Genomic DNA, 15,353 nt, shown 5'->3' with positions numbered 1-15,353 from the left:
GGCGCTCAGCCGAAGAGCGCGGCCAACGCGGTGCCCGGATCCTCGGCCCGCATGAAGGCCTCGCCGACGAGGAAGGCATGCACACCGGCAGCGCGCAGGCGCTGCACGTCGTCACCGCTCAGGATGCCGGACTCGGTGACCAGCAGCCGGTCGGCCGGCACCCGCGGTTTGAGGCCGATCGTGGTGTCGAGCGACACCTCGAAGCTGCGCAGGTTGCGGTTGTTGACGCCGATCAGCGGCGTCTGCAGCCGCAGCGCCCGGTCCAGTTCCTCGGCGTCGTGCACCTCGACCAGCACCGCCAGGCCGAGGTCGCGCGCACAGACCTCGAGGCCCGCCATGGCCGCATCGTCCAGGCAGGCGGCGATCAGCAGGATGCAATCGGCGCCCATGGCGGCCGCCTCGATCACCTGCAGTTCGTCGACGATGAAGTCCTTGCGCAGCACCGGCAGCGAACACGCCGCGCGCGCCTGGCGCAGGAACGCCTCGTCGCCCTGGAAGAAGGGGCGGTCGGTCAACACGCTCAGGCAGGCCGCACCGCCGCGTTCGTAGGACGCCGCGATCTCCGCCGGCATGAAGCGCTCGCGCAGCACGCCCTTGCTGGGACTGGCCTTCTTCACCTCGGCGATCACCGCCGGCCGGCCGACGTCGGCGCGGGCTCGCAGCGCGCCGACGAAGTCGCGCCGGCCGGCGCGCTGGGCCTCGGCCTCGCGCCGCAGGTCGGCCGGCGGCCGCGCCGCACGCAGCGCCGCCACCTCCTCCCGCTTGACTGCGACGATGCGCTGCAGGATGTCGGTCATGCCGCGCCTTCCTTGACGCGACGGGTGAACGCGACGAACGCCTCCACCTTGGCCGCCGCCGCGCCGCTGGACACGGCGGTCCGCGCGCGGCCGATGCCGTCCTCGATCGACGACGCCACGCCGGCGCAGTACAGCGCCGCCCCGGCGTTGAGCAGCACGATGTCGCGCACCGGGCCGTCCTCGTTCGCCAGCGCGCGGCGGATGCAGGCCACCGACTCGTCGCGGTTGGCCACCCGCAGCACCCGGCTGTCGTAGACCGGCAGGCCGAAGTCGCTGGGGTGGAGGGTGTACTCGCGCACCTGGCCGTCCCTCAGCTCGCCGACCAGCGTCTCGCCGGACAGCGAGATCTCGTCCATGCCGTTCAGCCCGTGCACCACCATCACGTGGCGCGACTGCAGCCGCTGCAGCACGCGCACCTGGATGCCGACGAGGTCCGGGTGGAAGACGCCCATCAGCGTGTTCTCGGCGCCGGCCGGGTTGGTCAGCGGCCCCAGGATGTTGAACAGCGTGCGCACGCCCAATTCCTTGCGCACCGGCGCCGCGTGCTTCATCGACGCATGGTGGTTGGGCGCGAACATGAAGCCGATGCCGGTGGCCGCCAGGCACTGCGCCACCTGCTCGGGCGTGAGCTGGATGTCGGCGCCCAGCGCCTCCATCACGTCGGCGCTGCCGCTGGTCGACGACACGCTGCGCCCGCCGTGCTTGGCCACCCGGGCGCCGGCCGCGGCGGCGACGAAGGTGGCCGCGGTGGAGATGTTGAAGGTGTGCGCGCCGTCGCCGCCGGTGCCGACGATGTCGACCAGGTGCTGCCGGTCGGCCACCGGCACCGGCGTGGCGAACTCGCGCATCACCTGGGCCGCGGCGGTGATCTCGCCGATCGTCTCCTTCTTCACCCGCAGGCCGATGGCCAGCGCGGCGATCATCACCGGCGAGGTTTCCCCGCGCATGATGCGGCGCATCAGCGCCAGCATCTCGTCGTGGAAGATCTCGCGGTGCTCGATGACGCGGGTCAGCGCGTCGACGTCTGACAGGATCATGTCAAGCCCCTCGGGTCACGCGCGGCCCGCGCGCAGGAAGTTGCGCAGCAGCGCATGGCCATGCTCCGACAGGATGGACTCCGGATGGAACTGCACGCCCTCCAGCGGCGTGGCGGTGCCGGCCAGGTCCTTGTGACGCACGCCCATGATCTCGCCGTCGTCGGTGGCGCTGGCGGTCACCTCCAGCACCGTCGGCAGCGACTCGCGCTCGATCACCAGCGAGTGGTAGCGGATGACCTCGAAGCGCTCGGGCAGGTCGGCGAACACGCCCTGGCGGTCGGTGGTGATGGTGCTGGCCTTGCCGTGCATCTGGCGCTGCGCCCTCACCACCTTGCCGCCAAGCGCGGCGCCCATCGCCTGGTGGCCCAGGCAGACGCCGAGGATGGGCAGCCTGCCGGTGAAGTGGCGGATGGCGTCGATGCAGACGCCGGCCTCGGCCGGCGAGCAGGGCCCGGGCGACAGCACCAGGTGGTCCGGCCGCAGGTCGGCGATGCCTTCGAGCGTGATCTCGTCGTTGCGCACCACCCGCACGTCCTCGCCGAGTTCGCCGAAGTACTGCACCAGGTTGAAGGTGAAGCTGTCGTAGTTGTCGATCATCAGCAGCATGGCGGCCCCCTCAGAACCCTTCCTCGACCAGCTCGGCGGCGCGGATCAGCGCGCGCGCCTTCACTTCGGTCTCGCGCCACTCCATCTCGGGCACCGAGTCGGCCACCACGCCGGCCGCCGCCTGCACGTACAGCGTCTGGTCCTTGACGATGCCGGTGCGGATGGCGATGGCGACGTCCATGTCGCCGGCGAAGCTCAAGTAGCCGCAGGCGCCGCCGTAGATGCCGCGCTTGACGGGCTCCAGCTCGTCGATGATCTCCATCGCGCGGATCTTCGGCGCGCCGCTCAGCGTGCCGGCGGGAAAGGTCGCCTTCAGCACGTCCAGGCTGGTGGCGCCATCCTGCAGCAGGCCCTCGACGTTGCTGACCAGGTGCATGACGTGCGAGTAGCGCTCGACCACGAAGGCCTCGGTCACCTTCACGCTGCCGGTCCTGGCGATGCGGCCGATGTCGTTGCGCGCCAGGTCGATCAGCATCAGGTGCTCGGCGCGCTCCTTCGGGTCGGCCGTCAGCTCGGCCTCCATCAACCGGTCGGCCTCGGGCGAGGCACCGCGGGCACGGGTGCCGGCCAGCGGGCGGATGGTCACCTTCTGCCCGTCGGGCGTCGCCTCCTGCCGCACCAGGATCTCCGGCGAGGCGCCGACGATCTGGAAGTCGCCCATGTCGTAGAAGTACATGTACGGGCTGGGGGTTGAGCGAGCGCAGCGCCCGGTACAGCGCCAGCGGCGACTGGGTGTAGCGCTTGCGCAGGCGCTGGCCGACCTGCACCTGCATCATGTCGCCGGCGGCGATGTACTCCTTGGCCTTGAGCACCGCGGCCAGGTAGTCGTCCTTGGTGAAGTCGCGCTCCACGGGGTAGGCCGTGCCGCGCTGCACCGTCGGCGCGGTCACGCTGTAGCGCAGCTGGTCGGCCAGTTCGCCCAGGCGCTTCTTGCCGCGGAAGTAGGCCTCGGGCTGCGCCGGGTCGGCGTAGACGATGAGGTACAGCCGGCCCGACAGGTTGTCGATGACGGCCAGCTCCTCGGTCTGCAGCAGCAGGATGTCCGGCGTGTCCAGGCCGCCCGGCTTCTCGGTCTTGGCCAGCCGCGGCTCGATGTAGCGCACGGTGTCGTAGCCGAAGTAACCGGCCAGCCCGCCGCAGAAGCGCGGCAACCCGGGCCGCAGCGCCACCTTGAAGCGCTGCTGGTAGGCGGCGACGAAGTCCAGCGGGTTGCCCTCGTGCGTCTCCACCACCTGGCCGTCGGTGACCACCTCGGTGGTCCAGCCGGTGGTCCGCAGCAGCGTCTTCGCCGGCAGGCCGATGAAGGAGTAGCGGCCGAAGCGCTCGCCGCCCACGACCGACTCGAGCAGGAAGCTCAGGGGCCGGCCGCCGGCCAGCTTGAGGTACAGCGACAGCGGCGTCTCGAGGTCGGCGAAGGCCTCGGCGATGAGGGGGATGCGGTTGTGGCCCTGTTCGGCCAGGCTCTTGAATTCGAGCTCGGTGATCATGCGGTTCTGGTTCCTCGTCAGGGCCGGAGGGGCTCCGGCCGGGCGCCGTCCGCCGGCAAGGCGGTGGTCTTCGAGGCCGCGGGGTCAGCGCCGGGGAGGCCGGTTCACCGGCAGGGCCGGTCCGTCGGGACCGGGCGGTGAACGAGGGGCGTCAGGCGCTGGCGCGGCAAGCAGCAGCGGACGGTCGCCAGGGCCAGGCTCCCCGGTCGTGCGACCCCTTGATGTGCTTGCGCGTGATGAACATGGCCCGGGCAGTTTAGCAGCGGCCCTTTCAGCCGCAGTGCAGCCGGAGTTCAGTCAAAGGCCAGCGCGTCGAGCCGGCCGATGACGCCATCGGCGTCCTCCGCCCCCACCGGCCGGCCGTGGTTGTAGCCGTAGTCCACCAGCACCACCGGGCAGCCGGCGGCGCGCGCGGCCTGGGCGTCGTTGCCCGAGTCGCCGACCATCAGCGTCGCCGCGGGCGCCGTGCCGAGCGCCTTGCAGGTCTCGAGCAGCGGCAGCGGGTCGGGTTTCTTGCGCGGGAAATCGTCGCCGCCGAAGACGTGGGCGAAGTACCCCTCCAGCCCCAGCCGCTGCAGCAGCGGGCGGGCGAAGGCGGCCGGCTTGTTGGTCAGGCAGGCCAGCGGCAGGCCGAGCGCGCGCAGCCGCTGCAGCCCCTCCACCACGCCGGGGTAGACGGCGGCCGCGCTGCCGTTGATGCGCAGGTAGTGCCGCTGGTAGCGGTCCCAGGCCCGCGGCTGCAGGCCCGGCCCGGCGCCCGCCTGCGACAGCGTCGCCGCGATCAGGTGCTCCGAGCCCTTGCCCACGCTGCGTTCGATGAACGCCCGGTCCACCGCCGGCAGGCCGAGGTCGGCCAGCATGGCGTTGAGCGCCAGGTCGAAGTCGCCCAGCGTGTCGACCAACGTGCCGTCGAGGTCGATCATCACCGCGCGCGGCCTCGGCAACGGCCTCATGCGCGGTCCCCTCGCTGCAGCCGCCAGCCGCACCAGAACACCACCGCCGCCATCGGCAGCAGGGCGGCCGGCGACCACTGCCAACCGCCGAGGGCGGAGGCCAGCGCCGCCACGACCACCGGCGAGAACATCTGGCCGATGTGCGAGCACTGCACGACGAAGCCCATGGCGATCGCCGGCTCCGCCCCGGACTGCTGGCGCGCCGCGGCCTGCAGCCGCACGAAGACCGTCGCCGGCGGGATGCCCGCCACCAGCGAGAACACCAGCGCGCAGCCCACCCGCGCCGGCGCGGACAGGCCGCCGGCGTACAGCGCCAGCTCCATGGCGCCGATGGTCAGCGCCGCCGCCATCAGCAGCGTGCCGGCGCGGGCGCCGCGCTTGAACAGCCAGCCCGTCAGCGTGTTGCCCAGCGCGTTGAAGAGCACCGCCGTCGCGGTGAGCGCGGCGGCCGTCTCGCCGCGCATGCCGGCCTCGTGCAGCACCGTGGGCAGGAAGCCGAACACCGCCATGTACTGGTAGGCGTGGCAGAGGAAGACCAGGCCGAGCAGCTGGACCTCGCGCCGCCGCAGCACCACGGCCAGGCCGCGCACCAGCGCCGACAGCGGCTGCCCCTGCGCCGACCGCGGCGGCGCCTGGGGCCGGGCCACCCCCAGCGCCAGCGCCAGCAGCGCCAGCAGCGCCGCGTCCGCGCCCCACAGCCCGCGCCAGCCGCCCCAGGCCAGCAGCGCCGGTGCGGCGAACATCGCCGCCGCCATGCCCAGCCCCATGTAGGCGCCCCAGAGGCCGAAGACCAGCGGCCGGTCCGCCGCCGCCGAGTTGGCCGCCAGCAGGCCCGGCACCGCCACCACCGCGAACAGGAAGCCGGCGCCCTCCACCGTGCGGCTGGCCAGCAGCGGCGCGGGCGACGGCGACAGCGCGCCCAGCGCGTTGGCCGCGGCCATCAGCAGCAGGCTGCCCAGCACCACCCGCCCCGCGCCCCAGCGCGCGGCCAGCGAGCCGGCGAGGCTGCCGCCGAGCGCGGCGACGGCGCTGAGCAGGGCCAGCACCCAGGCCACCTCGACCAGGCTCATGCCGAGCGACTGCCGCAGCGCGCCGATGGCCGGCGGCACCTTGCCCACCTGCATGGCGCAGGCGATGCCCACGAGTTGCAGCAGGGCGACCTGGCCCCAGCGGGTGCGCGACAGCTCGGCCATGGCAGGGCCGTGGTTCAGCGCCGCACGGCCGCCCGAAAGCGCTGAGCGCCCCCATGGGGGGCAGCAAACGACAGTGTGCGTGGGGGCCTCATTCAGGCCCAGGTGCCGCGCGGGGGAAGGGCCTTCAGCTCGGCCCGCATGGCACCGACGACGGCGGCGTAGTCGGGCTGGCCGAAGATGGCGCTGCCGGCGACGAAGGTGTCGGCGCCGGCTTCGGCGACGCGGCGGATGTTGTCCACCTTGATGCCGCCGTCCACCTCCAGCCGGATGTCGCGGCCGCTGGCGTCGATCAGCTGACGCACCTGCTCGACCTTGCGCAGCGCCGAGGGGATGAACCCCTGGCCGCCGAAGCCCGGGTTGACGCTCATGATCAGCACCAGGTCGAGCTGGTCGATCGTCCACTCCAGCACGTCCAGCGGCGCGGCCGGGTTGAACACCAGGCCGGCCTTGCAGCCGGCGCCGCGGATGAGCTGCAGGGTGCGGTCGACGTGGGTCGAGGCGTCGGGGTGGAAGCTGATCAGGTCGGCGCCGGCCTGGGCGAAGGCCGTGGCCAGCGCGTCCACCGGCTGCACCATCAGGTGCACGTCGATCGGCACCGGCGTGCCGTCGGCCCGGACCGCATGGCGCTTCAGCGCCTGGCACACCATCGGCCCGAAGGTCAGGTTGGGCACGTAATGGTTGTCCATCACGTCGAAGTGAATCCAGTCGGCACCGGCCGCGATGACGGCCTTCATCTCCTCGCCGAGGCGGGCGAAGTCGGCCGAGAGCAGGCTGGGGGCGATGCGGAAGGTGGTCATGGCGAGGGTGCGACGGCGGCTGCGACGGACCCGCCACCTTTTTCTGGCAAGGATTCTAGGTGGCGACCCCAAGGCGGACGGGTGCGCTACCTAGAATGCCCCGATGGCCCGACCCGAGTTCACCGTCTCCGTGCAGGTCCGCTTCCTGCCGGAGCAAAGCCCCGCCGGCGGGCCCTTCGCCTACGCCTACACGATCACCATCGTGAACAGCGGCGACACCACGGCGCAGCTCATCGGGCGCCACTGGCTGATCACCGACGCCGACGGCAAGGTCGAGGAGGTGCGCGGGCTGGCGGTGGTCGGCCACCAGCCGCTGCTCAAGCCCGGCGAGCGCTTCGAATACACCAGCTGGACCCGCGTGGCCACCGCCACCGGCACCATGCGCGGCACCTTCTTCTGCATGACCGAGGACGCCCGGCCCTTCGACGCGCCGGTGCCGGAGTTCCTGCTGGCGCAGCGGCAGACGCTTCACTGACCGCTGCCGATGGTCGCCGGGGCCCGTCCCACGACGGCCTGGGACCTGACCGCGTTGCTCAACGCGGCCGATCCCGGGGCCGAACTCGCCGAACGTCACCTCTGGCTGGTGCGCCTGGCGCAGTGGCTGCGCCATCCCGCACCGTGGCGCGAGCGGCGCGAAGGCGGCGGCACGCCGATCGCGCTGCTGCGGCTGAAGCACCTGCTCAACGTGCTGGAGCAGAACGAGTCGCCGCGCGAGCGTGCGCGGCCTGCTGCACGCCTTCTGGCGCGAGGTCGACGCGCCGGCGCTGTTCGCCGACTTCGGCTTCGCGCCGCGCGCCGCGCTGATGAGCGAGCTGCGCCAGCGCCTGGTGCAGCGGGTGCTGCCCGGCACGCCGGCCACGCGCGACCTGGCGGCGCTGTTTCCGCTGCTCTTCGAGCCGCAGGACCTGGACTGGCTGGGCCGCATGGACGCCGCGCTGCTGGCGCGGCTGGCGGCGCTGCTGGCGCCCGCCGCCCCGGCCGCCGCATTGGCCGCCGAACAGGCCGCGCCGACGGCCCACTGGCGCATCGCCATGGCCGAGGCGCTGACCGTGCTGGTCAGCGAGATCCGCGCCGGCGGCTTCGCACCCGCCATGCGCCAGCGCATGAGCGCCGATCTGCTGGACGGCGACCCCTTCCGCCAGCTGGCACAGGTGGGCGACCGCTTCGGCGACGCGGTGCTGGCCGGCGATGCCGACGCCGCGCTCGCGCAGGCGCCCTACCTGCGCGCGCTGCTCGACCGCTGCCGCGCCGCCGCCGCCTCGATCCACGACCACCTGGCCGAGGCCGGCGTGTCGGTGGACCTGGTCTTCCGCATGGACCAGCTGCGCGCCCGCTGCGACCGGGTCGAGCTGCTGATGGACGCGCTGCTGGCACCCGACCCCGCGCCGGAGCTGCTGCGGCTGACGCGCTCGCTGGTGCAGGACGCGGCCGAACGCCGCGGCGTGCGCAGCCTGATGGCGCGCCACTACTCGCTGCTCGCGCGCAAGGTGGCCGAGCGCAGCGCCGAGACCGGCGAGGGCTACATCACCCGCACCCGCGCCGAGTACCGCCGCATGCTGGCCCGCGCCGCCGGCGGCGGCACCGTGCTGGCCGGCACCACCTTCCTCAAGTTCGCCATCGGCGGGCTGGGCCTGTCGGCGTTCTGGGGCGGCTGGTGGGCCGGCGTCAACTACGCGGCGAGCTTCGTGCTGATCCACCTGCTGCACTTCACCGTGGCGACCAAGCAGCCGGCGATGACCGCGCCGGCGATGGCGGCCCGGCTCGGCGAGGTGCAGAAGGCGGCGGCCACCGCCGGCGAGGGCGACGACGAGCGGGCGGCGGACGGCTTCGTCGACGAGATCGCCAACCTCATCCGCTCGCAGACGGCGGGCATCCTCGGCAACCTGGCGCTGGTGGCGCCGGTGGTGCTGGCCGTGCAGGCGGCGTCGCGCGCCGCCCTGGGCGAGCCGCTGGTCGGCGGGGCCACCGCCGAGCACATCCTGCACGACCTGACCGCCCTCGGGCCGACGCCGCTGTTCGCCGCCTTCACCGGGGTGCTGCTGTTCTCCGCCAGCCTGGTCGCCGGCTGGGTCGAGAACTGGTTCGTCTTCTACCGGCTGGACAGCGCCATCGCCTGGCACCCCCGCATCGTGCAGCGGCTGGGCGCCGCGCGGGCGCAGCGCTGGGCGGCCTGGGCGCGGGCCAATGTCTCCGGCCTGGCGGCCAACGTGTCGCTGGGGCTGATGCTCGGGCTGGTGCCGGCCATCGCGTCCTTCTTCGGCCTGCCGATCCAGGTGCGGCACGTCACGCTGTCCACCGGCCAGCTGGCCGCGGCCCTCGGCGCCGAGGGCATCGGCCTGCTGCTGGACGCCAGCTTCTGGTGGTGCGCGCTGGGCATCGTGCTCACCGGCCTGCTCAACGTCGGCGTCAGCTTCGCGCTGGCCTTCAAGGTGGCGCTGCGCTCGCGCGGCATCCGCGTGGGCGAGCGGCTGCGGCTGAATGCCGCCTTGCGGCGTCGGCTGTGGCGGCGGCCGTGGTCCTTCCTCTGGCCGCCGAAGGACCCGGCGCCTCCCGGCGGCTGATCCGGCGGTTCAGTCGCGCGGCGCGTCGTCGTCGCGCCGCTCGCCCTTGCGCCGGCCGGCGAACATCGTCCACCAGACGATGAACACCAGCAGGGCCAGCGCGCCGAGGGCTTCCAGCAGAATCAGGGCCATGGTGCGGACGGTGGTGGCGCGGCGGGATGGGGCAGGACCTTCGGGGCCGGCGATTCTAGGCAGCGGGCACCGGCGGCGGCGGGCGTGGGGCTGGGTCGCCACGCTGGCCGCGCTGCTCACCGCCTGCGGCACCGCGCCGCCGCCGCCCGCGCCGGCACCGGAAGCGCCGGCCAGCGTGCCGCCGGTCGCCACGGCACCCGCCGCGCCCGTGCCCGGCACGCTGCAGCGCAGCCGCTCGCGCTGGGTGCCCGTCGCCTTCGACGAGCTGCCCGGCTGGCGCGACGACCGCCTGGCCGACTGGTGGGTGGCCTTCCGCCGCGGCTGCGAACGCCCGGCGCCCGGGTTCGCCGGCCTGTGCGCCGAGGCGGCAGGGGCCCCGTCGGCCGACGATGGTTTCCTGAGGTTGTGGCTGGAACAGCGGCTGCAGCCCTACCGGCTGGAGGCGATGGACGGCAGCGCCGCCACCGGCCTGTTGACGGGCTATTTCGAGCCGCTGGTGGAAGCGGTGCGCAGTCCGCGGCCGACGCATGCGGTGCCGCTGCTGATGCCGCCGGCCGACCTGGCCAGCCGCAGGCCCTACTGGACCCGGCAGCAGCTGGACAGCCTGCCCGCCGCCCAGGCCGGCAGCCGCGGCCGGGAGATCGCCTGGGTGGCCGACCCGCTGGACGCGCTGGTGCTGCAGATCCAGGGCTCCGGCCGCTTGAAGCTGACCGAGCCCGACGGCCGCCAGCAGACGGTGCGCGTGGCCTATGCCGGCCACAACGACCAGCCCTACAAGTCGGTGGGTCGCTGGCTCATCGACCAGGGTGAGCTGAAGGCCGAGCAGGCCTCCTGGCCCGCCATCCGCGACTGGGCGCGGCGCAACCCGAAGCGCGTGCAGGAGATGCTGTGGGCCAACCCGCGCGTCGTCTTCTTCCGCGAGGAACCGCTGCCCGACCCCGGGATCGGCCCGCGCGGCGCGCAGGGCGTGCCGCTGACGCCGGGCCGCTCGATCGCGGTGGACCCGCAGAGCGTGCCCTACGGCACCCCGGTCTGGGTCGACGCCACCGAACCGCTGTCGGCCACGCCGCTGCGCCGGCTGGTCATGGCGCAGGACACCGGCTCGGCCATCGTCGGCGCGGTGCGCGCCGACTTCTTCTGGGGCTGGGGCGACGAGGCCGAGGCCAAGGCCGGGCGGACCAAGCAGCCGCTGCGCATGTGGGCGTTGTGGCCGCGATAGACGGACCACCCCCGTCGCGCCTGCGGCGCTCCTCCTCCACGGGGGCGCCACGAGCGGCCCGGCGAAGCCGGATCCGCCGTGGCCGCTTGAAGGACGCCCGCGCCTTCAGCGCTGGGCTTCGACCTTGACGCGCAGCACCGGCCCGGCGCGCCGGGCGACGGACCGCGTCGACAACTCGCCCGGCGCGGTGTGCACCGGCGCCGGCCCGAGGTCGGCCAGCGTCACCCATTCGCCCATCGGCAGCAGCAGCTGGGTCTCGACCTGGGCATGGGCCGGGGGACGGTCGCGCCGCTCGGGCCCGCCGAGGCGGGCCATCGACGCCATCTCGCCCGTCTCGCGGCCCTGCGGCAGCACGGCCGAGACCGACAGGGCGACGGGCGCCTGGCCGCCGGGCCAGACCGGGCGCAGCGTCAGCGCCGTGACCGCTTCGGTCCACGCCTGGCGCAGCACGCCCACGTCGCCGTCGGGCGTGCGCAGGCCCTCGGCCCAGACCACCTGCACCGGCCGGCCCAGGCGCGCGGTCGCCTGACCCCCGTTCACCACCCGCAGCCGCTGCACGCCGGCGGACCGGTCGGTCGGCGCGCTGCGCAGCACGGCACCAGGCTGCGCACCCGCCATGCCCTGGGTGGAGACCGCCCAACCGCCACCGGTCGACAAGCCGGCGGCGGCCGCCTGGCCTTCGACCACTTCCCAGCTGAGCAGCAGATTGACCGCCGGCAGGCGGGGCTGCGCAACCGCCGGCAGCGACAGGCCGGCCACGCCCAGCCAGGCGATCAGCCGGCGGCGGTGCCATGGCGGTGGGAACGGCGGGCGGGGAAACGTCACGATCGGCTTCGGCGACGGCGGTTCCTCAGGGTAGCCGATGGCCCGCCGCACGCCGCTTGCTTCCTAGACTGGACCGGCCCCGTTGCGTGAAGGCTGCCGCCACAAGCGGTGCCGCGCAGGCCACGGGGGCCCCACCGCCACCGGAGGTCCGGCATGAACGCTCCCCTTCCCGACGAGGTGCTGAAAGCCCTCGCCGAGGTCCGCCTCGACGACAAGTACCGGCTCGACCAGGGCCGCGCCTTCATGAGCGGCGTGCAGGCACTGGTGCGGCTGACGCTGCTGCAGCACGAACGCGACCGCCGCGCCGGGCTGGACACGGCCGGCTTCGTCAGCGGCTACCGCGGCTCGCCGCTGGGCACGCTGGACCAGGCGCTGTGGCAGGCCAAGGACCACCTGCAGCGCCACCAGGTCGTCTTCCAGCCCGGCGTCAACGAGGAGCTGGCCGCCACCGCGGTGTGGGGCAGCCAGCAGCTCGACCTCTGGCCGCAGGCGAAGAAGCACGACGGCGTCTATGGCCTGTGGTACGGCAAGGGCCCGGGCGTGGACCGCAGCGCCGACGTGCTGAAGCACGCCAACTACGCCGGCACCGCGCGCCACGGCGGCGTGATCGCGGTGGCGGGTGACGACCACGTCGCCAAGAGCAGCACCATCGCCCACCAGAGCGACCACCTGTTCAAGGCCTGCGGCATCCCGGTGTTCTTCCCGGCCTCGGTGCAGGAGATCCTCGACCTCGGCCTGCACGCCTGGGCGATGAGCCGCTACGCCGGGCTGTGGTCGGGCTTCAAGACCATCCAGGAGATCGTCGAGTCGTCGTCGTCGGTGGAGATCGACCCCGACCGCGTGCGCATCGTGCTGCCCGACGACTTCCCGCTGCCCGCGGGCGGGCTGCACATCCGCTGGCCGGACACGCCGCTGGAGCAGGAGGCGCGGCTGATGGACCACAAGTGGTACGCCGCGCTGGCCTACGTGCGGGCCAACCGGCTCAACCACGACGTCGTCGCCGGGCCGGCCGACCGCTTCGGCCTCATCGCCAGCGGCAAGGCCTACAACGACACCCGCCAGGCGTTGCACGACCTGGGCCTGGACGACGCCGCCTGCCGGCGCATCGGCCTGCGGCTGCACAAGGTGGCGGTGCCCTGGCCGCTGGAGGCGCGCACCACCCGCGAGTTCGCGCAGGGGCTGCAGGAGATCCTGGTCGTCGAGGAGAAGCGCCAGCTCATCGAGTACCAGTTGAAGGAGGAGCTCTACAACTGGCGGCCCGACGTGCGGCCCAACGTGCTGGGCAAGTTCGACGAACCCGACGGCGACCACAGCGGCGGCGAATGGAGCTGGGGCCAGCCGGCCGACCACTGGCTGCTGCGCGCCAAGGCCGACCTGACGCCGGCCCTCATCGCCCGCGCCATCGCCAGGCGCCTGCAGCGCCTGGGCGTGCCGGCGGACGTGCAGGCGCGCATGGCCGCGCACCTGTCGGTGCTGGACGCCGCCGCGCGCCGCGAGCAGGCGGTGCAGGCCTCCACCGCGGCCGGGGCCGGGGCGACGGGCGAACGCGCGCCCTGGTTCTGCGCCGGCTGCCCGCACAACACCAGCACCCGGGTGCCCGAGGGCTCGCGCGCGATGGCCGGCATCGGCTGCCACTACATGGCGCTGTGGATGGACCGGCAGACCGAGACCTTCAGCCAGATGGGCGGCGAAGGCGTGGCCTGGGTCGGTCAGGCGCCCTTCACGAAGGACGCCCATGTCTTCGCCAACCTGGGCGACGGCACCTACTTCCATTCCGGCGTGCTGGCGGTGCGGCAGGCGGTCGCGGCCGGGGTCAACATCACCTACAAGATCCTCTTCAACGACGCGGTGGCGATGACCGGCGGCCAGCCGGTGGACGGCACGCTGCGCGTGCCGGCGCTGATCCGCGAGCTGCAGGCCGAGGGCGTGACGCGGGTGGTGCTGGTCAGCGACCGCATCGACCCGTGGCGCGACGCCGGCCTGCCGGCGGACGTCGCCCTGCACCCGCGGGAGGACCTGGACGCGGTGCAGCGCACGCTGCGCGAGGTGCCGGGCTGCACCGTCATCGTCTACGAGCAGACCTGCGCCACCGAGAAGCGCCGGCGCCGCAAGCGCGGCACGCTGGCCGATGCCGGCGTCCGGGTGGTCATCAACGAAGCGGTGTGCGAGGGCTGCGGCGACTGCTCGGTGCAGAGCAACTGCCTGGCCGTGGAGCCGGTGGAAACGCCGCTCGGCCGCAAGCGCCGCATCAACCAGAGCGCCTGCAACCAGGACCTGTCCTGCCTGCACGGCTTCTGCCCCAGCTTCGTCACGCTGGAGGGCGCCGTGCCGCGCCAGCCGAAGGCCGCCGCTCCGGCCTCAGCGGCCGACGTCGATGCGCTGCCGCCGCTGCCCGAGCCCACGCTGCCCGACGCCGGCGCCGGCTGGCGCTGCGTGGTCGCCGGTGTCGGCGGCACCGGCGTCATCACGCTCGGCCAATTGCTCGGCATGGCGGCCCACCTCGACGGCAAGGCGGTGGTGACGCAGGACGCCGCCGGCCTGGCGCAGAAGGGCGGTGCCACCTGGTCGCACGTGCAGGTGGCCGGGGCCGCCGACGCCCTGCGCACGACCAAGATCGACGCCGCCCAGGCCGACCTGCTGCTGGCCTGCGACGGCCTGGTGGCGGCGCTGCCGGTCACGCTGCAGGCGCTGCACCCGCAGCGCAGCCGGGTGGTGCTGAACACCCACCCCACGCCCACCGCGGCGCTGCTGCAGCAGCCGGATTGGCAGTACCCCGCCGCCGCCTGCGAGCAGCGGCTGCGCGAGGCGGCGGCTCGCCTGTGGGCGGTGGACGCCGAGGCGCTGTCGGTGGCGCTGCTGGGCGACGCGGTCTATGCCAACCCGCTGCTGCTGGGCCATGCCTGGCAGCGCGGGCTGATCCCGTTGAGCCGCGCCGCCATCCGGCAGGCGATGGTGCTCAACGGCGTGCAGCCGCAGCGCAACCAGGCGGCCTTCGAATGGGGCCGGCGGGCCGCCCACGACCCGGCCTCGCTGCCCCGGCCGAACACCGGCGCGCAGGTCATCCAGCTGCACCGCAGGCTGGGCATCGAGGCGCTGATCGACGACCGCGCGCAGCGGCTGGCGGCCTACCAAAGTGCCGCTTACGCCGACACCTTCCGCGCCTTCGTCGCCCAGGTGCGCCTGGCCGAGGCGCCGCTCGGCTCGACCCGCCTGGCGCAGGCGGTGGCCGAGGGCCTGCACAAGCTGATGGCCTACAAGGACGAGTACGAGGTGGCCCGGCTGCACGCCGACCCCGCCTTCGCCGAGCGGCTGCAGCGCGAGTTCGACGGCGGCCGGCCGCACTGGCACCTGGCGCCGCCGGGGCTGGCCCGCCGGCTCGACGCGCAGGGCCGGCCGCGCAAGCTGCGCTTCGGGCCGTGGCTGGGCGCCGTCTACCCCTGGCTGGCGCGGCTGAAGGTGCTGCGCGGCACGCCGTTCGACCCCTTCGGCCGCACCGAGGAGCGGCGCACCGAGCGGGCGCTGGTCGGCGAATACCGCGCGGCCATCACCGAGCTGCTGCCCGACCTGCGCGCCGACAACCTGGCGCTGGCGCTGGAGATCGCGCGCCTGCCGGAGCGCATCCGTGGCTTCGGCCCGGTCAAGGCCCGCCACCTGGCCGAAGTGCGGCCGCGCTGGCAGGCGCTGATGACGCAGTGGCGCACGCTGGTGCGGCGCCCGCCGGCGCCGGCTCGGGCGCAGGGCTGAGG

12 protein-coding genes and 1 pseudogene are annotated in these 15,353 nt (G+C 73.8%); 4 read left to right on the top strand and 9 right to left on the bottom strand.

The annotated features are described in order from the left end of the window. Positions 1 to 5: 5 nt before the first annotated feature. The 7 genes and pseudogenes from trpC to rpe all read right to left on the bottom strand — a co-directional run bounded on the left by trpC (position 6) and on the right by rpe (position 6,870). Complete coding sequence (gene trpC, locus LRS07_RS03275) at positions 6 to 797, bottom strand: indole-3-glycerol phosphate synthase TrpC (RefSeq protein WP_260500588.1); 792 nt, start codon at positions 795 to 797, stop codon at positions 6 to 8. Continuing rightward, entirely contained in the window at positions 794 to 1,834 is a 1,041-nt protein-coding gene (gene trpD / locus LRS07_RS03270) for an anthranilate phosphoribosyltransferase (protein WP_260500587.1), read from the bottom strand. Before trpD ends, trpC begins: the two co-directional genes overlap by 4 nt. A gap of 15 nt (positions 1,835 to 1,849) precedes the next feature. Then, positions 1,850 to 2,440 carry an anthranilate synthase component II gene (locus tag LRS07_RS03265; protein WP_260500586.1) on the bottom strand — a complete coding sequence of 197 codons (591 nt, stop codon included), beginning with the start codon at positions 2,438 to 2,440 and terminating at the stop codon, positions 1,850 to 1,852. A 10-nt stretch (positions 2,441 to 2,450) separates the two neighbouring features. Further along, positions 2,451 to 3,927: pseudogene (gene trpE, locus LRS07_RS03260) on the bottom strand (anthranilate synthase component I). A gap of 293 nt (positions 3,928 to 4,220) precedes the next feature. Next, the gene (gph, locus tag LRS07_RS03255; RefSeq protein ID WP_260500585.1) at positions 4,221 to 4,880 is read right to left on the bottom strand and encodes a phosphoglycolate phosphatase; all 660 of its coding nucleotides are present in this window, start codon (positions 4,878 to 4,880) and stop codon (positions 4,221 to 4,223) included. Further along, positions 4,877 to 6,073, bottom strand: coding sequence for an MFS transporter (locus LRS07_RS03250; RefSeq protein ID WP_260500584.1), 1,197 nt, complete (start codon positions 6,071 to 6,073; stop codon positions 4,877 to 4,879). Before LRS07_RS03250 ends, gph begins: the two co-directional genes overlap by 4 nt. A 92-nt stretch (positions 6,074 to 6,165) precedes the next feature. Further along, the gene (gene rpe, locus LRS07_RS03245; RefSeq protein WP_260500583.1) at positions 6,166 to 6,870 is read right to left on the bottom strand and encodes a ribulose-phosphate 3-epimerase; all 705 of its coding nucleotides are present in this window, start codon (positions 6,868 to 6,870) and stop codon (positions 6,166 to 6,168) included. 103 nt (positions 6,871 to 6,973) lie between these two features. Here rpe and apaG point away from each other — a divergent pair, with 103 nt between their 5' ends. Both apaG and tlpB read left to right on the top strand, forming a co-directional pair. Then, entirely contained in the window at positions 6,974 to 7,345 is a 372-nt protein-coding gene (gene apaG, locus LRS07_RS03240) for a Co2+/Mg2+ efflux facilitator ApaG/CorD (protein ID WP_260500582.1), read from the top strand. 241 nt (positions 7,346 to 7,586) lie between these two features. Beyond that, a complete protein-coding gene (gene tlpB / locus LRS07_RS03235; protein WP_260500581.1) occupies positions 7,587 to 9,431 on the top strand; it encodes a transporter-like protein TlpB in 1,845 nt (614 codons plus the stop codon). A gap of 9 nt (positions 9,432 to 9,440) precedes the next feature. Here tlpB and LRS07_RS03230 read toward each other — a convergent pair whose 3' ends face one another. Then, positions 9,441 to 9,563 (bottom strand): hypothetical protein, encoded by a 123-nt coding sequence (locus LRS07_RS03230; RefSeq protein WP_260500580.1) that lies wholly within the window; start codon positions 9,561 to 9,563, stop codon positions 9,441 to 9,443. Between LRS07_RS03230 and mltA the strand changes: the two genes are divergently transcribed. Next, a complete protein-coding gene (mltA, locus tag LRS07_RS03225; RefSeq protein ID WP_409450590.1) occupies positions 9,511 to 10,782 on the top strand; it encodes a murein transglycosylase A in 1,272 nt (423 codons plus the stop codon). The two genes, LRS07_RS03230 and mltA, sit on opposite strands and share 53 nt — an antisense overlap. Before the next feature lie 105 nt (positions 10,783 to 10,887). On the opposite strand, the gene LRS07_RS03220 is transcribed toward mltA, so the two are convergent. Then, positions 10,888 to 11,607, bottom strand: a complete 720-nt coding sequence (locus tag LRS07_RS03220) for a hypothetical protein (protein ID WP_260500578.1) — start codon at positions 11,605 to 11,607, stop codon at positions 10,888 to 10,890. A 153-nt stretch (positions 11,608 to 11,760) separates the two neighbouring features. Between LRS07_RS03220 and LRS07_RS03215 the strand changes: the two genes are divergently transcribed. Beyond that, on the top strand, positions 11,761 to 15,351 hold the full coding sequence (locus LRS07_RS03215) for an indolepyruvate ferredoxin oxidoreductase family protein (RefSeq protein WP_260500577.1): 3,591 nt from the start codon (positions 11,761 to 11,763) through the stop codon (positions 15,349 to 15,351). Positions 15,352 to 15,353: the final 2 nt, after the last annotated feature.

This window comes from Aquabacterium sp. J223 (assembly GCF_024666615.1).
Classification (GTDB): Bacteria; Pseudomonadota; Gammaproteobacteria; order Burkholderiales; family Burkholderiaceae_C; genus J223.
Note: the sequence above shows the minus strand (reverse complement) of the source record. Positions and strands in the feature narration are given on the sequence as shown.